Genomic DNA, 21,242 nt, shown 5'->3' with positions numbered 1-21,242 from the left:
GAGTTAATGAGGATTAGGCCCTTCCCCTCAATACACGAGAGGTACGCGCCAAACAGAAACAAAGGGATGATGACAGTTGGAATGACGCGGCTTTCAGAGTGCCGGCACCGAGAATCGATCAACAGTTTGAATCAATTTTCATCCATCACATTTGGAATGGCCGCAACTTCTACAGGTCATACATCCTTCGATCATCACCATGTCGAATTGGCCGCAGGACGGGCATGCTTTGCCGCGTGGTGGGTCCATATTGACCACCTGTGCCTGCGGATCAGACTTCAGACCCATACCTTCTCCCTCAAGGAACCCGATCACAACCATATGTTGCTCGATCACGCCGCCGATTGCTGCAAGGATCGACGGGATGTACTTGCCTTTGACCCAGGCTCCTCCGCGCGGGTCGAACACCGCCTTCAATTCCTCCACCACAAATGATACATCCCCGCCGCGCCGGAACACGGCTGAAATCATCCGCGTCAGCGCCAGCGTCCAGGCGTAGTGTTCCATATTCTTCGAATTGATGAACACTTCGAACGGACGGCGACGGCCACCAATGACGATATCGTTGATCGTCAGGTAAATCGCATGTTCACTGTCGGGCCATTTCAGCTTGTAGGTCGACCCCTCCAGCGATTGCGGGCGGTCCAGCGGTTCGGACATGTAGACGACTTCGCCGCCATTGACCTCCTGCGGTGCAGCGGCACTTTCGCCAGGTGCGTTATCGGTGCTTTCCGACACGGTCAGGACCGAGCCAGTCACATCGTTGGGTCGGTAAGTCGTGCAGCCTTTACAGCCCTGATCCCAGGCCTGCATGTAGACATCCTTGAAGGCGTCAAAACTGATATCCTCGGGGCAATTGATCGTCTTCGAGATCGAACTGTCGATCCATTTCTGTGCCGCCGCCTGCATCTTGACGTGATCGGACGGAGACAACGTCTGCGCGTTCACGAAATAATCCGGTAGATCCTTATCACCGAACTTGTCGCGCCACATCTGGACCGCGTAGTCGACAACCTCTTCTTCGGTGCGTGAACCATCCTTCTGCAACACCTTTCGAGTGTAGGAATATGCAAAGACCGGTTCGATCCCCGAAGACACATTGCCCGCATACAAGGAAATCGTCCCAGTCGGGGCAATCGACGTCAACAACGCGTTACGGATGCCATGTTCACGGATGGCGTCGCGCACGTCGTCGTCCATCTGCAGCATCGTGCCGCTGGCCAGGTATTTTTCGGCATCGAAGAGGGGAAATGCCCCCTTGTCCTTGGCCAAGTCGACCGACGCCAGATACGCGGCGCGGGCGATCGCTTTCAACCAGCTCTCAGTCTGACGCGCCGCTTCGTCTGAGCCATAGCGCAGGCCCAGCATCAGCAGCGCATCAGCCAGACCTGTCACGCCGAGCCCGATGCGGCGCTTGTCTTGCGCTTCGGCCTCTTGTTCGGCCAGCGGGAATTTCGACGCATCCACCACATTGTCCATCATGCGAACGGCAGTGGCGACCAGTTCCTGCAGAGCATCTTCGTCCAGATGCGCCGCATCCTCGAACGGTTCGGTCACCAGCCGCGCCAGGTTAATCGAACCCAGCAGGCAGGCGCCATAAGGAGGAAGCGGTTGTTCACCGCATGGATTAGTCGCCGAGATGGTCTCGACATAGTTCAGGTTGTTGGCCTGATTTATACGATCGATGAAGATCACGCCAGGCTCGGCGTAGTCATAGGTGGCCTGCATGATCTTGTTCCACAGATCACGCGCCTGAACTGTTTGGTAAACCTTGTCGTCGAACACCAGCTCCCACTGGCCGTCGGCCTTGACGGCCTCCATGAATGGATCGGTCACCAGCACTGACATGTTGAACATGCGCAACCGCGCCGGGTCAGACTTGGCGGTGATGAACTGTTCGATATCCGGATGGTCGCAACGCATGGTTGCCATCATCGCCCCACGACGCGAACCCGCGGACATGATCGTGCGGCACATGGCGTCCCAGACGTCCATAAAGCTCAGCGGGCCGGACGCATCCGCCGCAACCCCTTTTACGTCCGCACCACGCGGGCGGATTGTCGAGAAATCGTACCCGATCCCCCCACCCTGCTGCATGGTCAGCGCGGCCTCTTTCAGCATATCAAAAATGCCACCCATGCTGTCGGGCACAGTGCCCATGACAAAGCAATTGAACAGGGTGACCTGCCGCGCGGTTCCTGCGCCTGCGGTGATACGACCGGCTGGGAGGTATTTGAAATCCTCCAGCGCCTCAAAGAACTTCTCCTCCCAATGCGCCGGGTCTTTCTCCACCCGCGCCAGATCGCGGGCGATGCGTCGCCAGCTGTCCTCAACCGTCTGATCGATGGGTGTTCCATCCGCCTGTTTGAAGCGGTATTTCATGTCCCAGATTTGCTCGGCGATGGGGGCGGCAAAGCGGCTCATTGGCGATTCCCTGTTCTGAAAGAGGAATACAGACTATCATCCACTATACCTTGATGACAATCGTGCATGAGCTACAATGGATAGATAGTGGATGGACGACTCTGTGGGAAAACTGTGGATAAGTATGTAAACCTCATAAAACTCTCGGTCGGATCGGAAAGCGTCGACACGCTGATCGCATGGCAGGACAGCCGCAAACCACTCTACGAAGATGGCAACCCGCGCCATGTCACGCGCATGTGGCCAAAGCGCGAGGCTGAGATTCTGAATGGCGGATCAATCTATTGGGTGGTCAAAGGTGTCGTCCAATGCCGCCAGCGTATCCTGCGGCTGGACGAGGTCCGCGGCGAGGATGGTATCCGCCGCTGCGCCATCGTGCTTGACCCCGATGTGCATCGCACGCAGAACGCATTGAAACGTCCTTTTCAGGGTTGGCGCTATCTGAAACCCGAGGACACCCCTGCTGATCTGTCCAAGGGGCGCGAGCAGGACGATGCCCTGCCCGACGATCTGAACCGCGCTCTGGCGGATATCGGAGTTCTTTAGGCCAACCTGTCCAGCAGTTCATTCAGAACCGCTTTTTCGTCCGGGTCATATTTCGCGATCCGGCTACGCCACAAGGTCGCCTGCGATTGTAGGATCAACCCGTCTGACAAGATCTTCAGGTGGTTCGCCCGCAAGGTTTCACCTGTCGAGGTGATATCCGCAATCGCCTCGGCGGTTTCATTCACCACCGTGCCTTCGGTCGCGCCCTGACTGTCGACCAAAGTGTAATCGGCCACGCCCGCGTCGGTCAGGAATTCCCGAACCAGACGGTGGTATTTGGTGGCGATACGCAATCGGTGACCGTGTGCTTTACGAAAACCAGCTGCCGCAGCATCCAGATCGTCCAGCGTATCCACGTCGACCCAACAAGCCGGCGTTGCAATGATCAGGTCGGCCTTGCCGAACCCCAAAGGCGCGACCTCTTCAACCTGCTGTTCCCAGCGCGGCAATTTCTCATGCACTAGATCAATGCCGGTCACGCCCAAATGAATACGTCCCGTGGCCAGTTCGCGCGGGATTTCTCCGGCGGACAGCAGGATCAGCGATACGTTGTCGATCCCTTCGACCTTGCCCGCATATTCCCGGTCCGACCCACTGCGCGACAAGGCGATGCCGCACTTTTCGAACCATGCGAAGGTCTTGTCCATCAACCGGCCCTTCGAAGGCACGCCCAGTTTCAAGCTCATTGCGCGGCCTCCTCAAGTTCCAGCATCAGGTCTGGGCGGATTACGCCACCAATGGCGGGTATCTCGACCCCGTCGCCCAACTGTCGGGTCAGCGCGTCATAGCGCCCACCAGTTGCAACCGGTGGCAGATCTGGGCGGCCTTCGGCGTAGAAACCAAAAACGAAACCGTCGTAATATTCCATTGAGGTCCGGCCGTAGGAGGCCTCAAAATCCAACCGGTCCACATCCACACCCCGCGCCTGCAGGGCGGCAATGCGGGCCTCTAGCCGATCCAGAGCTGGCGTAATCTGCGGCAAGTCGACCGCCACGTCGCGCAGTTGTTCCAAAGCGAAAGGCATCGTCTCGCGCACATTCAGCAGCGTTTCTAGCCCGGCCAGCTCATTGTCCGAAATCGGCGGCGCGGTGCGGTCTTCGCGCAACGCCTCAATCCGCTCGAAGATTTCTGGCGCTCGGCGCTTACCGATCATTGGTGCATCAATGGCCAATGGATCAGCCGCGTCCAACAGCGCATCGCGACCTTCGGGGCCCGGTTTGCGCCCGGCATATCTGTCCAACAGAACACGGAAGCGGCGTGGTCGCCAGAGATGCCGCATGAGTGCAGCCTTGCGACGGTCGGTTGTTTTCAGCCCCGCGACGGCAGCCGTCAGAATACCGATATCACCCGTCGCCGCACGCAACGGCAAACCGCGCAGTTGCAAGGCAAATAACGAGAACACCTCGGCGTCGGCGCCAGCGGGATCTTCGCGATCAAACACCTCATACCCGACCTGAATATACTCGTTCGCCCGATCCGGGTCGTGTTCCTGACGGCGAAAAACCTCGCCAGAATAGGTGTAGCGCGCAGGTTCTGCCCCTTCGGACATGTGCATCTGCACCACCGGCAGAGTGAAATCCGGGCGTAGCATCTGCTCGCCCCGCAACGCGTCGGAGGTGACATAGGCGCGTGCGCGGATATCTTCGCCATAAAGATCCAGCAGCATCCCCGCCGGTTGCAACAAAGGCGTATCGACCACATGGGCACCCGCGGCCTCGAACCGGACACGCATCATCGCGGCGCGGGCCTGTATCTGCGAACGGTTGGGCATGGCCTAGTCCTGATTGTCCAGAATTTCGCGCACTTTGGCGACCAGATCACCGCGCGGTACTTCGAACTGGCTGGGGCGTTCTTTCCATTCCTCCAGCGTGGCGCTTTCGGCAATCTTCGCGCCAAGGATCAAGTCCTTGATCTGCACGATCCCATTGGCCTTTTCGTCACCACCTTCGATTACCGCGATTGGAGAGTTCCGTTTGTCTGCATATTTCAACTGGTTGCCGAAATTTTTGGGGTTACCCAGATAGACCTCGGCCCGGATACCTGCATTGCGCAGCTCGGCCACCATCGCCTGATAATCGGCCATGCGATCGCGATCCATGACGGTTACGACCACCGGGCCTGTGGCCCGTTCAGCGATCCGTCCTTTTTCGCGCAGCGCGGCCAGCAAGCGATCAACACCAATGGAGATACCAGTCGCGGGCACTTCCTGCCCGGTGAAGCGCTTGACCAGATCATCATAGCGTCCACCGCCAGAGACCGATCCGAACTGCCGCTTGCGGCCTTTCTCATCGAAGATCTCAAAGGTCAGTTCTGCCTCGTAGACCGGACCGGTGTAATACCCCAAGCCACGCACGACCGAGGGATCAATCTCGATCCGATCCGCGCCATATCCACCTGCATCCAGCAGGGCGCCAATCTGCTCCAACTCGGCAATCCCGTCCGCGCCAATCTTACTGTCGCCGACAGCAGCGCGCAGATTGGTCAGCGTTCCGGCGGTATCGGCGGCCTTGGAGGTCAGGAAGGCAATCACGGGCTCGGCCTGATCATCGCTGAGACCCACGCCGTCGATGAACGCGCCTGATGCATCCAGACGGCCCTTAGTCAGCAGGTCGCGCACACCGGCCTCACCCACCTTGTCGAACTTATCAATGGTGCGCAGGACATTGTCACGCGCAACAGCGTCTTCGCCAAGGCCCATCGCCTCTAACACGCCGTTCAGAACCTTGCGGTTGTTGACGCGCACCAGATAGTCGCCGCGCGGAATGCCCACGGTTTCCAGCGTGTCCGACAGCATCGCGCAGATCTCAGCATCAGCGGCCATTGAAGCCGTGCCCACCGTATCCGCATCACACTGATAAAACTGACGATACCGCCCTGGCCCTGGCTTTTCGTTGCGCCAGACCGGTCCCATCGCATAGCGGCGATAAGGTGTGGGCAGGTCATTGCGGTGCTGCGCGTAAACACGCGCCAAAGGCGCGGTCAGGTCATAACGCAGGGCCATCCAATCGCCCTTGTCATTCTCGTCAACTTCCTGCCACGCAAACACGCCTTCGTTCGGGCGGTCCACATCCGGAAGGAACTTGCCCAGCGCCTCAACGGTTTCAACCGCGCTGCTTTCAAGCGCGTCGAAACCATAGCGATGATAGACGCCCGCAATCATCCGCAGCATCTCGGTGCGCTGCGTGACTTCTTCGCCGAAATAGTCACGGAACCCTTTCGGCGTTACGGCCTTGGGGCGGGGCTGTTTCTTGGGCTTGGCCATGTGGGGCGTCCTTGGGGCTTAGTGTTCCGCGCGCGGTCTATCCCATGGCCTGCATCGGGGCAAGGCGGGGTTTCTCTGGTCAGGGCGTCACGGGGTCGCTAAGAGACGCTTAAAAGGAGAGCCCAATGCAGCATCTGGAAGAACAGATCGCCCACCTGACCCGCACAGTCGATGAACTGAACACCGTCGTCACACGCCAACAGGCCGATATCGACCTCTTGACCCGCCGCGTTGAGATGTTGCTGCAGCGCGAGGGCGAACGGGCGCAGGAAGGATCGGGCGGCATTGTGCTCGGAGACGAACGCCCGCCGCATTACTGAGGGCTTGCCGATGACGCATGAGGACAGCGACGCGACTTGCGTTTGGATTGCCACAACGGTGAACAATATCAATGTTATCGAAGCCGTGATCCGAAAGGAATACACTCCTCAATGGCGGGAAAGGCAGTCGCCCGAGGACGTTGAATGGTCAAAGCGAATGGTTCAGGAAGCCGATCTGGGCTGGAAACGCGGTGAGCTGCTGACCAAAGAGCAAATTGGCAGTCTGTGGTATTACAACTCAAAAGTCGAATATCACACTGCGCCATTTATTAGCGGCGGTGGTTATCCACTGGTTTCAGAAGCCGCCAAATCTGTTCTGGAACAGTTCGATCTGGGCGATACGGTGTTTCATCCGCTGACGTTGATGGATTCGACCGAAAACCATCTGACCACGTCCGAGCGGTATTACTTTCTGAACGTGTGCAATAAACGACCCATGGGGAATTATAATGTGTTGGGGCCAGCGGGGGATGTTCGGTCACCACTTAGCAATCGCTACGGTCGAACCTACCTTCCTAGAAGCAATCAAGAAGCCCAACTTGTAGTCATACCCGAAGCGTTGGGCGGCCCCGACATTTGGCTGGACCCAAAAGTTCCGAAACTTCTCTTTTTGTCCGACCACCTCGTCTCGGGCCTGAAAGACGCCCAAATGGACAAAGGCTGGGGTCTTGTGCGCTGCCCGGTGGGCAGGCTTTAGCGCGCGCAACTCCGGGTGGGTCGGTTACAATCCCAGCGTCGATTTCACCGCGTTATCGACCACCCCGCCCAAAAGGGCGTTCTTATCAGCGGCACAGCCTTCGGACAGGGCGGCAATGAAGGTTTCGCGCAGTTGGGCCTTTTCCTCGTCACTGGGCGCGTGATCTTCAATATTGATCTGACGATTATAGAGCGACAGAGCAGTCATCTTTCCGACAACAGCCACCACAAATTCTTCGTCCCCATTGGCCTCTTCCGCGATCGAGGCACATGTATAGTGCATCACGGGCAATGCTTCCTGCACCAACTGATCAGCAGCGTCGTCTGCCGATGCGAATGTCGGAATAACAAATAGCGCGGCGCAGATGGTCGGTTTGATTAGATTTGTCAGCATCGCGTTCACTTCCAGTTATGTCCGATAATCGCTCCGGCCACACCGCCGATCGCCGCCCCTTTGCCGTCGCCGACGAGCGCACCAACACCAGCACCAACCAAAGCGCCGGTCAGAGTATTTTTCTTTTTCTTATCGTCCGCGTGCCCGGCCGAGGCCAGCGCCACTGAGCATGCCATCGCAAATGCAAGTGTCTTGAAAAGATTACCTGAACTTGTCATTTCGGAACCCTCCTGTGAAATGACCTATGAGGATGTACATTCAGCCTAGCGGGGTCCATCGCATGTGGCAACAATGCGGTGCGGGGTCAGACTTCTTCGATCTCCGAGATCCCCTCAAGCGATTTCAACGCGCCTTTGATTTGCGGGTTGATCGCAAAGTTTCGACCCAAATCCATCTCGACCTCGCCCGGCAGGCCGGGATCAAACAGGCAAACATAAACCGGGCCTTTTGCGGCCCTTTTTGCCGAAACATCCGCGTCTTCCAGCACCTTTGCCATATTCGGCAAAACCTTCGGGTCCTCGACAAACACACGCAAGCCAGTTGCACCGGCGTCGGCCACAACCACGTCGACCGGACCAACCGAGCGACCCAACAATTTGAGCTGATCCGCTTCCATCGTTGCTTCGGCGGTCAGAACAACTTGCGAGCCGGTTTCCAGAAACTCGCGCGACTTTTCCAATGTATCCGAGAACAGCGTAACCTCGTATGCGCCCGACGGGTCAGAGAGCTGGGCAAAGGCGAACCGATTGCCGCGCGCTGATTTCCGCTCTTGCCGGCCGGCAACGACACCGGCCATCTTCGCAATAAACGGACCAGAGCGCGCCTTTTCGGTCACCTGATCCAGTGTCAGCACCTGTTTACGCTTCAATGCAGGCATGTAGTCGTCCAGTGGATGGCCGGACAGATAAAACCCAATGGCCTTGAACTCTTCGCTCAGGCGTTCGGCGGGCAGCCAATCGGAGGCAGGTGACAGGCGGGGTTCCGGCAGGTCATCCCCTGCCTCGCCAAACAGCGACACTTGGTTCGAATTCTTCTGGTCATGAATGGCAGCCGAATACTGCACCAACGGGTCCAGACTTTCGAACACACGACGACGGTTCTTGTCGAGCTGATCGAAGGCCCCAGCGCGGGCCAGCATCTCTAATGGGCGCTTGCCGACTTTCTTCAGATCAACCCGTCGGGCAAAATCGAACAGGTTGAAGAACGGTTTGTCCGCGCGCCCTTCTACGATCAGGTTCATCGCCTCAACGCCCACGTTCTTGAGCGCGCCCAACGCATAGACCAAGTGCCCGTCATCGACATCAAAAGTGGACTGAGATCGGTTCACACACGGTGGTACATATGGCAGTTCCAGCCCCTTACGGACCTCTTCGAAGTATACGGCCAGCTTGTCGGTCAGGTGGATATCGCAGTTCATGACACCCGCCATGAACTCAACCGGGTGGTTCGCCTTTAGCCAGCCGGTTTGATAGCTGACCACTGCGTAAGCGGCCGCGTGGGATTTGTTGAAGCCATAGTTGGCGAATTTATCCAACAGATTCCAAACCTCGGTCGCCTTGGCCTCGTCCACGTCATTCTCAGCGGCACCTTTGAGGAATTTTGGGCGTTCGGCGTCCATCGCCTCTTGGATTTTCTTACCCATCGCGCGGCGCAGCAAATCCGCGCCGCCAAGGCTATAGCCCGCCATTTCCTGAGCGATCTGCATCACCTGTTCCTGATAGACGATGATGCCTTGGGTTTCGTCCAGGATATGGTCGATGCTGGGGTGCAACGTGTCCCGTTCGCTCAGCTTGTTTTTAACCTCGCAGAATTTGGGGATGTTCTCCATAGGGCCGGGGCGGTAGAGCGCGACGAGGGCGATGATATCTTCGATACAATCTGGCTTCATCCGCTTGAGCGCATCCATCATGCCCGAGGATTCCACCTGGAACACCGCGACGGTTTTCGCTGCTGAATAGAGCTTGTACGTCGCCTCATCATCCAGTGGGATGGCGTTGATCTGGTTCACGGCCCCTTCGGCGGGCTCATAAAGTTCCGTGCCGTCGGCTGCGATGTGCAACTCGCGCCCGGCCTTGAAGATCAGGTCCATCGCGTTCTGGATCACCGTCAGCGTTTTCAGGCCCAGAAAGTCGAATTTGACCAGCCCCGCCTGTTCCACCCATTTCATGTTGAACTGGGTCGCAGGCATGTCTGAGCGCGGATCCTGATAGATCGGCACCAGCGCGTCCAGAGGGCGGTCACCGATCACCACGCCAGCGGCGTGAGTCGAAGCATTCCGCAGCAGCCCTTCGACCTGCTGGCCGTAAGTCAGCAAACGATCCACGACCTCTTCATTGCGTGCTTCTTCGCGCAGGCGCGGCTCATCCTTTAGTGCTTTTTCGATGGAAACGGGTTTTACGCCTTCGACGGGGATCATCTTGGACAGGCGATCAACCTGCCCATATGGCATCTGAAGCACTCGCCCGATATCGCGCACAGCCGCCTTGGACAGCAATGCACCAAAGGTAATGATCTGCCCCACCTTATCGCGCCCGTATTTCTGCTGCACGTAGCGGATAACCTCTTCCCGGCGATCCATGCAAAAGTCGATGTCGAAGTCGGGCATCGAGACCCGTTCGGGGTTCAGGAAGCGTTCGAACAGCAAGCTATAGCGCAGCGGGTCAAGGTCGGTGATCGTCAATGCATAGGCCACCAGGGACCCCGCGCCCGAACCTCGGCCCGGCCCAACCGGAATATCCTGATCTTTGGACCATTGGATAAAGTCGGCGACAATCAGGAAATAACCCGGGAAGCCCATCCCTTCGATGATATCGAGCTCAAAGTTCAGACGTTCCTGATATTCTTCGGGCGTCACCGCATGCGGGATAACGGCCAGGCGTTTCTGCAAGCCTTCGTTTGCGATACGGCGCAGCTCAGCAACTTCATCATCAGCAAATTTTGGCAGGATCGGATCGCGGCGATAGGCCATGAAGGCGCAGCGCTTTGCGATCTCAATCGTGTTCTCGATGGCCTCGGGCAGATCGGCGAATAGGGTCACCATTTCCTGCTGCGACTTGAAATAATGCTGGGCAGTCAGGCGGCGGCGGCCCTGCTGCTGGTCGACATAGGCCCCTTCGGCAATACAGATCAGGGCATCGTGGGCCTCATACATATCCGACGTCGGGAAATAGACATCGTTGGTGGCGACCAGTGGCAAGTTCTTGGCATAGGCCATCTCGACATGACCGCGCTCGGTTAGGCGTTCAGCCTCGGGCTGGCCATCTTCGCCCGGATGGCGCTGAAGTTCGACATAAAGCCGATCCGGGAATATCGCTGCCAACCGGTCCACAAGGGCCTCGGCCGCAGGGCGCTGGCCCTGTTGCAACATCATCCCCACCGGACCTTCCGGGCCACCCGTCAAACAAATCAGGCCGTCCGACCGTTCGGCTAGCTCCTCCAGTGTGACCTGTGGCAACTGCCCGCCCTTGTCCACATAAAGGCACGAGCTGAGCTTCATCAGGTTCTCGTACCCCACCTCGGACTGCGCCAGCAGAACCAGTGGCGCGGGCGCTTTGGGTTTTTCACCCGGTTGCGGCTGCACAAAGGTCAGGTCCACCTGACACCCCATGATCGGCTGCACCCCTGCCCCGCTGGCGGTGACCGAGAATTCAAGGGCCGAAAACATCGAATTGGTATCCGTCACCGCAACCGCGGGCATCTCCATCTGCTCGCAAAGCGCGGGCAGTTTTTTCAGCCGCACGGCACCCTCAAGCAGAGAATATTCGGTGTGGACGCGGAGGTGAATGAATCGGGGTTTGCTGCTCATTCCTGCAAGCTATCCCAGCAAACAGCGATGCAAAAGCATGAACCGATACCCTGGATTCGACGAATTAAACGCGTTGATTATTCGGATATTTCTGAAGGTGCTTCTGGTCGCATGAGTGTCGAAGACCAGAAAACACTTTAGTTTCAAGTCTCTGCGCGATAGACAAACGAGGCAACGAACTATTATTTGCGTCATTTGATATATCACAAAGACAGTTTTTCTTGCCAGATCACACAGGCTGTTTCTAACATCGGACGGCAAGCTACACGCCCGCTACTCTTTCTACGTCGCATCGAAGGAGTGCACCTAATGGGCGCAACCGGGTAACGCGACGGGTTTCATTCATGAATATCACGTTTCTTCTGAACGGAGAGACAGTGGAGCTGAAGGATATCGATCCGACGGCGACCCTGCTTGATTGGCTGCGCGAGGATCGCGGCCTGACCGGTACCAAGGAAGGTTGCAACGAAGGCGATTGCGGGGCCTGCACCGTGATGGTGACAGATCAGGACGGTGCCAAAGCGGTGAATTCGTGCATCATGTTCCTGCCGCAACTTCACGGCAAGGCGGTACGCTCGGTCGAAGGCGCAAGCAGTCCGAGCGGAGACGCTCACCCAGTTCAGAAAACACTGGTGGACCTCCATGGCTCGCAATGCGGGTTCTGTACGCCCGGTTTTGTGATGTCGATGGTGGCAAGTCACACCAATGGCGCGAGGGATCATGACACTCAGCTGGCCGGAAACCTGTGCCGCTGTACCGGCTATGCACCGATCATCCGAGCGGCTGAGGCTGCTGAGGATCATCCTGTTCCCGTATGGGTTAAAGACAAACCGATGGCTGTCCAGCCGACCTCTTCCATGTTGCCCGATTCGTCGGATGAATTGGCCAAAGTTTACGCTGAAAACCCCGATGCCACATTGGTTGCAGGGGCAACGGATGTTGGACTTTGGGTCACGAAACAGTTGCGCGGCCTTGATCCTGTGATCTTCCTCAATCGCTGTGAGGATCTGAAAGAGATTACGATCACCGACAAGGAAATCCGCTTTGGCGCAATGGTCGATATGAACCGAATGGGCGAGGCGCTGATCGATCTGCATCCTTCCTACGCCGAAATGATCCGACGCTATGCAAGCGTCCAGGTTCGGAATGCAGCAACGGTCGGCGGCAACATCGCCAATGGCTCGCCCATCGGGGACAATCCGCCCGCGCTGATTACCCTGGGCGCCACACTGCACTTGCGCAAAGGGGATACCCGCCGGGCAATCTTGCTGGAAGAGTTCTTCGTTGACTACGGCAAACAGGATCGCACGCCGGGTGAATTTGTCGAGGCGGTCAGCTTCCCGCGTCAGGCCGACCGGTTGAAATGCTACAAGCTTAGCAAGCGGTTCGATCAGGATATCTCGGCCGTTTGCGGATGTTTCAACATCACGGTGACCGACGGCGTCGTCGAACACGTGAGCATCGCGTTTGGCGGTATGGCCGGAACTCCAAAACGTGCAACCGCTGTCGAGACCGCGTTGACCGGCAAACCCTGGACGCGCGAGACAATCAAAGCCGCCCTGCCCGCTTTTGCCGAAGATTATTCCCCAATGACGGACATGCGGGCTTCGGCCACGTATCGCTTGGAAACGGCCAAAGCGATGCTGAAAAGATACTATTACGAGGATCAGGGCGAGCTTTCCAATGTGCTGGAGGTGTCGGCATGAGTGTAACCAAACCCCTGCCCCACGACACTGCGCCGCTGCATGTGGCCGGTTCAGCGCGCTATGTCGACGACATCCCGACCCCCACAGGATCGTTGCATCTGGCTTTCGGCATGAGCCCGATCGCCAAAGGCAAGATCGCCGCGATGGACTTGTCGGCGGTAAGGGCTGCCAAGGGCGTGGTCATGGTGATGACCGCCGATGACCTGCCTTTTGAGAACGACGTATCCCCATCGATCCATGATGAGCCGTTGCTGTCGGATGGAACGGTCCACTATATCGGACAGCCGGTATTTCTGGTCATCGCCACCAGCCATCTGGCCGCCCGAAAGGCAGCCCGGTTGGGTAAGATCGACTATGCTGAGGAAACCCCGATTCTGACGGTTGAAGACGCAATGGCGGCAGACAGCCGGTTCGAGGACGGACCGCGCATCTATGTTAAGGGCGATGCGGATGGTGCCATCGCAGGCGCGGCGCATGTGGTTGAAGATACCTTCGAAATCGGCGGGCAGGAACATTTCTATCTGGAAAGTCAGGCCGCCCTGGCCGTGCCGAATGAGGGCGCGGATATGCTGGTTCACAGCTCGACCCAGCACCCGACCGAAATACAGCACAAGGTGGCCGATGCGCTGGGCGTTCCCATGCACGCGGTCCGGGTTGAGACGCGGCGGATGGGCGGAGGGTTTGGCGGCAAGGAAAGTCAGGGCAACGCTTTGGCCGTCGCCTGCGCCGTAGCTGCCCGTGCGACCGGCAAGGCGTGCAAGATGCGCTATGACCGTGACGATGATATGATTATCACCGGCAAGCGTCATGCTTTCCGGATATCGTACAAAGCCGGCTTCGATGACAACGGTCACATTCAGGGGGTTTCCTTTGTCCACTATGCCTTGTGCGGCTGGGCGCAGGATCTGTCTCTTCCCGTGGCGGACCGCGCGATGCTGCATGCAGACAATACTTATCTGTTGCCAAATGCCCGGATCGAAAGCCACCGCTTGAAGACCAACATCCAGTCTGCGACCGCCTATCGCGGCTTTGGCGGCCCGCAAGGGATCGTCGGGATTGAACGCGTGATGGATCATGCCGCGCATGTACTGGGGCTGGACCCTGTGGAATTGCGCCGCCGGAACTACTATGAGCCGGCACATGAGGTGGCCGAGCAGCCGATCCCGCAGAAACCGCTGGGCCACCCCGACCCACATGAAGACCTAACCAGCCGGGGTGCGGTCGAAATGGGGAATGCACCGGTTCGCGCTGTCCCTGCAGGTGGCAACACCACGCCATATGGCATGGAGGTCAGCGATTTCGAACTGCATGGCATGACCGCCGCTTTGCTGAATTCCAGCAATTACGCAGCCCGCAAGTCGGCGGTTGCAAAGTGGAACGCCGAGAACAGCGTGATCAAGAAGGGAATAGGCTTTTCCCCGGTGAAATTCGGCATTTCCTTTACGTTGACCCACCTGAACCAGGCTGGTGCGCTGGTGCATGTGTATCAGGACGGCTCAGTCCATCTGAACCACGGCGGCACCGAGATGGGCCAAGGATTGTTTCAGAAGGTCGCGCAGGTGGCAGCGTCCCGTTTTGGCATACCTCTTGAGTTGGTGAAAATTACGGCCACCGACACGGCCAAGGTGCCGAATACGTCGGCCACGGCTGCCTCTTCGGGCAGCGACCTGAACGGCATGGCGGTGAAAGCAGCCTGCGATACGATCCGTGATCGGATGGCAGACTATCTGGCAGAACGACATCAAGCAGACCCGTCTACTGTGACATTTGTGGATGGGTATGTTTCGGTTGGTGAGGAACGCTATACCTTTGCCGAAGCCGCAGCGCTCGCCTATCAGGGGCGTATTAGCCTGTCGGCAACCGGGTTCTACAAAACCCCGAAGGTCGAATGGGATCGGATCAAAGGGCACGGGCGACCGTTCTTTTATTTCGCCTATGGTGCGGCGATCACCGAAGTGGCTGTCGACACACTGACCGGCGAGAACCGTATCCTGCGCACGGATATCATGCATGATGCAGGCGCGTCACTGAATCCAGCGCTGGATATTGGGCAGGTCGAAGGTGCCTATGTTCAGGGTGCAGGCTGGCTCACCACGGAAGAGCTGGTCTGGGACGACAAAGGGGGGCTGCGCACTCATGCGCCGTCGACCTATAAAATCCCGGCCTGTTCCGACCGGCCAGACATCTTCAACGTCGCGCTTTGGGATGGCGAGAACCGCGAAGACACGATCTATCGCTCGAAAGCTGTGGGTGAGCCGCCCTTTAATCTGGGCATATCGGCTTGGCTGGCTCTGTCGGATGCGGTGGCCGCATGTGGCACCGGCTATCCGGCGCTGAATGCGCCTGCCACCGCTGAAGAGGTCTGGCGCGGAATTCAAAGGGTAAAGGGAGATACCTGATGAGTTTTGACAGGGAGGCATTGAGGGAGGCGGTCGAAACCCACACTAAGGTGGTTCGGGTCGTCATTGCCGGGATCAAAGGATCATCGCCCCGCGAAGTTGGGGCATCCATGTTGGTCTGGAAGGACGGGCAGAGTGGTACCATCGGCGGCGGTACGCTGGAGTATCAGGCCGCCGAGGCTGCGCGCCTTCAGATGCAGCCGTCGCGGCTGAGCCATCATGCATTAGGTCCCGATATGGGCCAGTGCTGTGGCGGAGCTGTTTCGTTGGTCTCAGAGATCTATGACGCCGCTTCCTTGGCGCGACTTGAAGGCACAGTTATCGCACGACCCGTCGCGCAGAGTTCAGAAACTGACACCTTAACGGGTTCTCACACCCAACCTATGGCAGTCAAACGTGTGCTTGCCCGGTCCCGCGCTCAGGGCGTCGCACCTGAACCTCAGTTGATCGAGGGCTGGATGATCGAGCCTATCCACGAGCCAACACGCAATTTATGGATTTGGGGCGCAGGGCATGTTGGTCGTGCGTTGGTAGATGTTCTGGCCCCGCTGCCCGATCTTGCAATCACATGGGTTGATACCGGTCCTAAACGATTTCCGGACGGTATTCCAACCGGGGTGACGGCAGTGCCGGTCGCCAAACCCGTTGAACTGGTGCCCCATGCGCCACGCGATGCTGAACATCTGGTGCTGACATATTCACATAATCTGGATCTGGAACTGTGCAACAGGTTGCTTTTGCATGATTTCCACTTTGCTGGGCTGATTGGCTCGGCTACCAAATGGGCGCGATTCCGGTCGCGGTTGGCCGCACTTGGGCACCCGCCCGAACGGATCAGCCGGATCACCTGCCCGATTGGCAATCCCGACTTGGGCAAACACCCGCAGATGATCGCCGTTGGTGTCGCAGCACAGCTTCTGCGACCAGCCCGACAGAATGAACTGAAGAAGGACCTGAGCGCGTGACCACTCCACTTCTAAGTCTTCAAGGGCTGACCAAAGCCTATCCTGGCGTCGTGGCCAATGATCAGGTGTCTTTTGACATCGGTGAAGGTGAGGTTCATGCCTTGCTAGGCGAAAACGGCGCAGGCAAATCAACGCTGGTCAAGATGATCTATGGCCTCGTTAAACCCGACAGCGGTACGATGTTGCTGCGTGGGCAGAATTTCGCGCCACCCGAACCACGGGCCGCGCGCTCTGACGGAATTGCAATGGTGTTCCAGCACTTTTCGCTGTTCGATGCGCTAAACGTGGCTGAAAACATCGCGCTGGGGATGGAGAACCCGCCCCCGATGGGTGATCTGGCGTCGCGTATCCGCGAAGTGTCAGAAACCTATGGCCTGCCGCTGGACCCTTATCGCACTGTAGGTGATTTGTCAGCGGGTGAGCGTCAACGGGTCGAGATCATCCGTTGCCTGCTGCAGGACCCCAAGCTGTTGATCATGGACGAGCCGACATCAGTTCTGACCCCACAGGAGGTTAATATCCTGTTTGAAACGCTGAATAAATTGCGCTCTGAGGGGACCTCGATCTTATACATCTCACATAAGCTGGAAGAGATCCGGACGCTGTGTGACCATGCCACCATCCTGCGTCTGGGCAAGAATGTAGGCGAGTGTATTCCCGCCGAAACCTCTGCCCGCGACATGGCGGAAATGATGGTGGGTTCAACCCTGCAAACGCCCGAACGGTCGGGCCGCGATTTCGGTGAGGTCGCGCTGGATGTAAGCGGCCTTTCGGTGCCCTCGCCCTCGGAATTTGGCACGGCGCTGCGCAATGTTCACTTGACCGTCCGTAAGGGCGAGGTTCTGGGTATCGGTGGGGTTGCCGGAAACGGTCAGGATGAGTTGCTGGGCGTGCTGTCGGGGGAAATCCAGACCCCTGCCGACGCGATCAAGTTCAATGGCCAAGCAATCGGCATGCTTGGGCCGACAGCACGCCGAAAAATCGGCGTACTGACGGCTCCCGAAGAACGGCTGGGCCACGCAGCGGCCCCGGACATGAGCCTGACCGAAAACGCCCTGCTGACCGGTTCTGTACGCGAAGGACTGGAAAGCAGCGGGTTTCTGAAATGGAACGAAACCAAGCAATTTGCCGAGAAAATCATTGATGCGTTTGATGTACGCACGCCCGGGCCCGAGAATGCGGCGCGGTCACTTTCCGGCGGAAATCTGCAGAAATTCGTGATTGGGCGCGAGGTGTTGCAAAACCCCGATGTGTTGGTGGTGAACCAGCCGACCTGGGGTGTCGACGCCGCCGCCGCCGCCTCGATCCGGCAGGCAATTTTGGACCTTGCCGCAAAAGGCACGGCCGTGGTGTGCATCAGCCAGGATCTGGATGAGCTGATGGAAATCTCGGACAGCTTTGCGGCACTCAACGAAGGGCGTCTGAGTGCGCCGCGCGAAGCCACAGGCCTGACGGTTGATGAGATCGGCCTAATGATGGGTGGGGCGCATGGCATGGAGGTGGCGCATGTCTGACGTGTTTATCCGCCTCCGGCGGCCGTATTTTGAACGAGAAGAAGAACTGAGGGGCAAGAGCAGATGATTGTGTTGGAGAAACGGCCACAGCCGTCGAAAGCGTGGTCATACGCGACCCCTTTGGTTGCGGTGGTTGCCACCATGGTGTTCGGCGGATTGCTGTTCGCCATTCTTGGCAAAAATCCGATTGAAGCAATCGGTACGATTTTCTGGGAACCACTGTTTGGTGAGTTCGCCTTTTACTACCGCCCGCAACTGCTGGTGAAGGGTGCGCCACTGGTCCTGATCGCGATTGGCCTGTCTCTGGGCTTTCGCGCAGGTATCTGGAACATCGGTGCCGAAGGGCAATACATTATGGGGACCATCTTTGGTGCGGGTGCTGGTTTGGCCTTCTACCCCATGGAAGCTTGGTTCATCTTTCCCATCATGATTTTCGCCGGAGCGTTCGGCGGCTGGCTGTGGGCGACAATCCCGGCGTTTCTGAAGGTTCGGTTCGGAACCAACGAGATCCTGGTGTCGCTGATGCTGGTCTATGTGGCCGAGCAGTTTCTGGCCTCGGTTTCCTTGGGTCTGTTGAAAAACCCCGAAGGGTTTGGCTTTCCCGGATCCCGCAACCTGCAATCTTATGAAAGCGCGCATAACGCGGAACTGATTGCCGGATCGGGCATGCACTGGGGAGTGGTTGCGGCGTTTATTGCTGTCATCTTCTCATATGTCTTGCTGAACCGGCACATGCTGGGCTTTCACATCCGCCTGACGGGTGAAGCGCCCCGCGCCGCTAAATTTGCGGGTGTGAACCCGGCCCGCCTGATCCTGTTCTGTCTGGGTCTGTCCGGTGCGCTTGCCGGCCTTGCAGGCATGTTCGAGGTCTCGGGCCCTTCGGGTGTGGTCAGCATCGACTTTAATGTTGGCTATGGCTTTACCGCGATCATCGTGGCCTTTCTGGGTCGTCTGCATCCAGTGGGTATCCTGCTGGCGGGTGGTCTGATGGCATTGACGTATATCGGCGGTGAAATCGCGCAATCCCAACTGGGCCTGCCCGCTGCCGCCATTCAGGTCTTCCAGGGAATGCTTCTGTTTTTCCTGCTGGCTTTCGATCTTTTGACAAACTACCGCATCCGTGCGGCCCGTAGCGAGGTAGCGTGACCCATGGACCTTGGTGAAATTAACCCCATCCTTCTGGTCGCCTCGCTTATGGTGGCCGCAACCCCCCTGCTGTTGGCCGCAATCGGAGAGCTGGTCGTCGAAAAGGCAGGTGTTCTGAACCTCGGCGTCGAGGGCATGATGATTGTTGGCGCGATAAGCGGCTTTGCGATCTCGGTCGAGACCGGCTCGCCCTGGCTGGGCTTTATCGCGGCAGCCATCGGAGGTGCGGTGCTGTCTCTGCTATTTGTGCTGTTGACGCAATTTGCACTGGCCAATCAGGTGGCCAGCGGTCTGGCCCTGACGTTGTTTGGTCTGGGTTTTAGCGCCTTGATGGGACAACGCTATGTGGGCATCAAACCGCCCAGCATGGGCGATGTTCATATCCCATTACTTAGCGACATACCTGTTATCGGACCGATCCTATTCCAGCATGACCCAATCCTCTATGTCGGTATCGCGATAATCGCAGCCGTTTGGGCCACGTTGAAATACACCCGCGTTGGCCTGATCCTGCGCGCGGTCGGAGAAAATCACGACGCCGCCCACGCGCTTGGCTACAAGGTCATCAAGATCCGCATCATAGCGATCCTGTTTGGTGGGGCCTGTGCAGGTCTTGGCGGCGCCTATATCAGCCTGATCCGCGTCCCGCAGTGGACCGAGGGCATGACCGCCGGTGTCGGCTGGATCGCTTTGGCTTTGGTGGTCTTTGCCAGCTGGAAACCATGGCGCGTTCTACTGGGCGCATATTTGTTTGGCGGCATCACGGTTTTGCAGCTTAATCTGCAAGCTGCAGGCGTTGCCATCCCAGTCGAGTATCTGGCAATGTCGCCCTACATCATCACGATCCTTGTGCTTGTGATCCTTTCGGCCGACAAGAGCAGAGCACCTGCCTCACTGGGCCGAACCTTCCATGCCTCACACTAGAGGCCAACTGAACCAAACTGGGGAGTAACACATGAAATTCACTACACTTATGGCAAGCGCCGCCTTGGCGCTGGGTCTGGCCTCGGGGGCCATGGCCCAGGACAAGACAAAGGTCGGTTTCGTCTATGTTGGCCCGGTGGGCGACGGCGGCTGGACCTATGAACACAACAAGGGTCGTCTGGCCGTCGAGGAAGAATTCGGCGACAAGGTCGAGACCGTGTTCGTTGAATCGGTGCCCGAAGGTCCGGACGCCGAGCGCGTGATGACCCAGATGGCACTGGAAGGGGCCGATCTGATCTTCACCACTTCGTTCGGCTACATGGACCCGACCATCAACGTGGCCAAGAAGTTTCCGAATGTGAAGTTCGAGCATGCGACCGGATATAAAACGGCCGACAACGTCTCGGTCTATTCGGCCCGTTTCTATGAAGGCCGCGCTGTTCAGGGCCACATTGCGGGCAATATGACGAAGTCCAACATCATTGGCTATATCGGCTCGTACCCGATCCCCGAAGTTATCCGCGGCATCAACTCGGCCTATGTGCACGCCAAGAAGGTGAACCCGGATGTCGAGTTCAAGATCGTCTGGGCTTACACATGGTTCGATCCCGCCAAAGAGGCCGACGCCGCCAAGGTTCTGATCGAACAGGGTGCAGACGTTATCCTGCAGCACACTGACTCGACCGCGCCGCAGGCGGCTGCGCAGGAGGCTGGCAATGTCGTGACCTTCGGTCAGGCCTCGGACATGAGCGAATACGCCCCCTTCCCGCGTGTGTCATCGATCATCGACGATTGGGCTCCTTACTACATCGCGCGGACTCAGGCTGTCATGGATGGCACATGGGAAAGTGTTAACACCTGGGACGGTATCCGCGAAGGCATGGTTGGAATCGGTGAGATTTCTGACGCGGTTCCGGCTGATGTCAAAGAAGAGGCGTTGGCTCTGAAAGCCGCCATGGCTGCTGGTGAGTATCACCCCTTCACCGGCCCGATCAACAAACAGGACGGAAGCGTCTGGCTGGCCGAAGGCGAAGTCGCCGATGATGGCACCCTGGCGGGCATGAACTTTTATGTCGAAGGGCTGGAAGGCGATATTCCGCAGTAATTACTGTTGCTGAAAGAAACAAAAGGGCCCGCAGGT

At 57.9% G+C, this 21,242-nt stretch carries 17 protein-coding genes; 10 read left to right on the top strand and 7 right to left on the bottom strand.

The annotated features are described in order from the left end of the window. Positions 1-138 precede the first annotated feature (138 nt). Positions 139-2,424 carry an adenosylcobalamin-dependent ribonucleoside-diphosphate reductase gene (locus tag Q1B46_RS03795; protein WP_299944870.1) on the bottom strand — a complete coding sequence of 762 codons (2,286 nt, stop codon included), beginning with the start codon at positions 2,422-2,424 and terminating at the stop codon, positions 139-141. 114 nt (positions 2,425-2,538) lie between these two features. Between Q1B46_RS03795 and Q1B46_RS03790 the strand changes: the two genes are divergently transcribed. Next, positions 2,539-2,970 (top strand): DUF1489 domain-containing protein, encoded by a 432-nt coding sequence (locus Q1B46_RS03790; RefSeq protein ID WP_299944868.1) that lies wholly within the window; start codon positions 2,539-2,541, stop codon positions 2,968-2,970. On the opposite strand, the gene hisG is transcribed toward Q1B46_RS03790, so the two are convergent. Genes hisG through hisS form a run of 3 tightly spaced genes read right to left on the bottom strand, consistent with a single transcriptional unit; the run spans position 2,967 to position 6,232 of the window. After that, positions 2,967-3,656 (bottom strand): ATP phosphoribosyltransferase, encoded by a 690-nt coding sequence (gene hisG / locus Q1B46_RS03785; protein WP_299944866.1) that lies wholly within the window; start codon positions 3,654-3,656, stop codon positions 2,967-2,969. The genes Q1B46_RS03790 and hisG overlap by 4 nt on opposite strands. Next, positions 3,653-4,741 (bottom strand): ATP phosphoribosyltransferase regulatory subunit, encoded by a 1,089-nt coding sequence (locus Q1B46_RS03780; RefSeq protein ID WP_299944864.1) that lies wholly within the window; start codon positions 4,739-4,741, stop codon positions 3,653-3,655. Before Q1B46_RS03780 ends, hisG begins: the two co-directional genes overlap by 4 nt. Before the next feature lie 3 nt (positions 4,742-4,744). Further along, positions 4,745-6,232, bottom strand: coding sequence for a histidine--tRNA ligase (gene hisS / locus Q1B46_RS03775; RefSeq protein ID WP_299944862.1), 1,488 nt, complete (start codon positions 6,230-6,232; stop codon positions 4,745-4,747). 125 nt (positions 6,233-6,357) lie between these two features. Between hisS and Q1B46_RS03770 the strand changes: the two genes are divergently transcribed. Next, on the top strand, positions 6,358-6,552 hold the full coding sequence (locus tag Q1B46_RS03770; RefSeq protein ID WP_299944860.1) for a SlyX family protein: 195 nt from the start codon (positions 6,358-6,360) through the stop codon (positions 6,550-6,552). A 10-nt stretch (positions 6,553-6,562) separates the two neighbouring features. Next, positions 6,563-7,249 (top strand): DUF1629 domain-containing protein, encoded by a 687-nt coding sequence (locus Q1B46_RS03765; protein WP_299944858.1) that lies wholly within the window; start codon positions 6,563-6,565, stop codon positions 7,247-7,249. Between the two features lie 24 nt (positions 7,250-7,273). Here the strand turns inward: Q1B46_RS03765 and Q1B46_RS03760 are convergent, their stop codons facing one another. The 3 genes from Q1B46_RS03760 to dnaE all read right to left on the bottom strand — a co-directional run bounded on the left by Q1B46_RS03760 (position 7,274) and on the right by dnaE (position 11,447). Then, positions 7,274-7,642 (bottom strand): hypothetical protein, encoded by a 369-nt coding sequence (locus tag Q1B46_RS03760; RefSeq protein ID WP_299944856.1) that lies wholly within the window; start codon positions 7,640-7,642, stop codon positions 7,274-7,276. Between the two features lie 5 nt (positions 7,643-7,647). After that, entirely contained in the window at positions 7,648-7,860 is a 213-nt protein-coding gene (locus Q1B46_RS03755) for a YMGG-like glycine zipper-containing protein (protein WP_299663193.1), read from the bottom strand. Between the two features lie 86 nt (positions 7,861-7,946). After that, on the bottom strand, positions 7,947-11,447 hold the full coding sequence (gene dnaE, locus Q1B46_RS03750) for a DNA polymerase III subunit alpha (protein ID WP_299944853.1): 3,501 nt from the start codon (positions 11,445-11,447) through the stop codon (positions 7,947-7,949). Between the two features lie 344 nt (positions 11,448-11,791). Between dnaE and xdhA the strand changes: the two genes are divergently transcribed. From xdhA to Q1B46_RS03715, 7 genes are all read left to right on the top strand, one after another. Next, positions 11,792-13,153 (top strand): xanthine dehydrogenase small subunit, encoded by a 1,362-nt coding sequence (xdhA, locus tag Q1B46_RS03745; protein ID WP_299944851.1) that lies wholly within the window; start codon positions 11,792-11,794, stop codon positions 13,151-13,153. Next, positions 13,150-15,552, top strand: a complete 2,403-nt coding sequence (gene xdhB / locus Q1B46_RS03740) for a xanthine dehydrogenase molybdopterin binding subunit (RefSeq protein ID WP_299944849.1) — start codon at positions 13,150-13,152, stop codon at positions 15,550-15,552. The genes xdhA and xdhB overlap by 4 nt, the downstream gene beginning before the upstream one ends. Continuing rightward, positions 15,552-16,517, top strand: a complete 966-nt coding sequence (gene xdhC / locus Q1B46_RS03735; protein WP_299944847.1) for a xanthine dehydrogenase accessory protein XdhC — start codon at positions 15,552-15,554, stop codon at positions 16,515-16,517. Before xdhB ends, xdhC begins: the two co-directional genes overlap by 1 nt. Further along, positions 16,514-18,031 (top strand): ABC transporter ATP-binding protein, encoded by a 1,518-nt coding sequence (locus Q1B46_RS03730; RefSeq protein ID WP_299944846.1) that lies wholly within the window; start codon positions 16,514-16,516, stop codon positions 18,029-18,031. Before xdhC ends, Q1B46_RS03730 begins: the two co-directional genes overlap by 4 nt. A gap of 63 nt (positions 18,032-18,094) precedes the next feature. Continuing rightward, positions 18,095-19,177: an ABC transporter permease gene (locus tag Q1B46_RS03725; protein WP_299663181.1), complete on the top strand. Its 1,083-nt coding sequence runs from the start codon at positions 18,095-18,097 to the stop codon at positions 19,175-19,177. Between the two features lie 3 nt (positions 19,178-19,180). Continuing rightward, a complete protein-coding gene (locus Q1B46_RS03720; protein WP_299663180.1) occupies positions 19,181-20,101 on the top strand; it encodes an ABC transporter permease in 921 nt (306 codons plus the stop codon). Positions 20,102-20,132: 31 nt separating this feature from the next. Continuing rightward, on the top strand, positions 20,133-21,206 hold the full coding sequence (locus Q1B46_RS03715; RefSeq protein ID WP_299944843.1) for a BMP family ABC transporter substrate-binding protein: 1,074 nt from the start codon (positions 20,133-20,135) through the stop codon (positions 21,204-21,206). The last annotated feature ends 36 nt before the right edge of the window (positions 21,207-21,242 follow it).

This window comes from uncultured Ruegeria sp., assembly GCF_947500045.1.
GTDB lineage: Bacteria > Pseudomonadota > Alphaproteobacteria > Rhodobacterales > Rhodobacteraceae > Ruegeria.
This window is presented reverse-complemented; position numbering and strand designations above follow the sequence as displayed.

Excerpts from the sequence above, each read along its gene's own strand:
- Q1B46_RS03795 (WP_299944870.1), bottom strand. The coding sequence starts at position 2,424 with ATGAGCCGCTTTGCCGCCCCCATCGCCGAGCAAATCTGGGACATGAAA.
- hisG (WP_299944866.1), bottom strand. The coding sequence starts at position 3,656 with ATGAGCTTGAAACTGGGCGTGCCTTCGAAGGGCCGGTTGATGGACAAG.
- Q1B46_RS03780 (WP_299944864.1), bottom strand. The coding sequence starts at position 4,741 with ATGCCCAACCGTTCGCAGATACAGGCCCGCGCCGCGATGATGCGTGTC.
- hisS (WP_299944862.1), bottom strand. The coding sequence starts at position 6,232 with ATGGCCAAGCCCAAGAAACAGCCCCGCCCCAAGGCCGTAACGCCGAAA.
- Q1B46_RS03770 (WP_299944860.1), top strand. The coding sequence starts at position 6,358 with ATGCAGCATCTGGAAGAACAGATCGCCCACCTGACCCGCACAGTCGAT.
- Q1B46_RS03765 (WP_299944858.1), top strand. The coding sequence starts at position 6,563 with ATGACGCATGAGGACAGCGACGCGACTTGCGTTTGGATTGCCACAACG.
- Q1B46_RS03760 (WP_299944856.1), bottom strand. The coding sequence starts at position 7,642 with ATGCTGACAAATCTAATCAAACCGACCATCTGCGCCGCGCTATTTGTT.
- Q1B46_RS03755 (WP_299663193.1), bottom strand. The coding sequence starts at position 7,860 with ATGACAAGTTCAGGTAATCTTTTCAAGACACTTGCATTTGCGATGGCA.
- dnaE (WP_299944853.1), bottom strand. The coding sequence starts at position 11,447 with ATGAGCAGCAAACCCCGATTCATTCACCTCCGCGTCCACACCGAATAT.
- xdhA (WP_299944851.1), top strand. The coding sequence starts at position 11,792 with ATGAATATCACGTTTCTTCTGAACGGAGAGACAGTGGAGCTGAAGGAT.
- xdhB (WP_299944849.1), top strand. The coding sequence starts at position 13,150 with ATGAGTGTAACCAAACCCCTGCCCCACGACACTGCGCCGCTGCATGTG.
- xdhC (WP_299944847.1), top strand. The coding sequence starts at position 15,552 with ATGAGTTTTGACAGGGAGGCATTGAGGGAGGCGGTCGAAACCCACACT.
- Q1B46_RS03725 (WP_299663181.1), top strand. The coding sequence starts at position 18,095 with ATGATTGTGTTGGAGAAACGGCCACAGCCGTCGAAAGCGTGGTCATAC.
- Q1B46_RS03720 (WP_299663180.1), top strand. The coding sequence starts at position 19,181 with ATGGACCTTGGTGAAATTAACCCCATCCTTCTGGTCGCCTCGCTTATG.
- Q1B46_RS03715 (WP_299944843.1), top strand. The coding sequence starts at position 20,133 with ATGAAATTCACTACACTTATGGCAAGCGCCGCCTTGGCGCTGGGTCTG.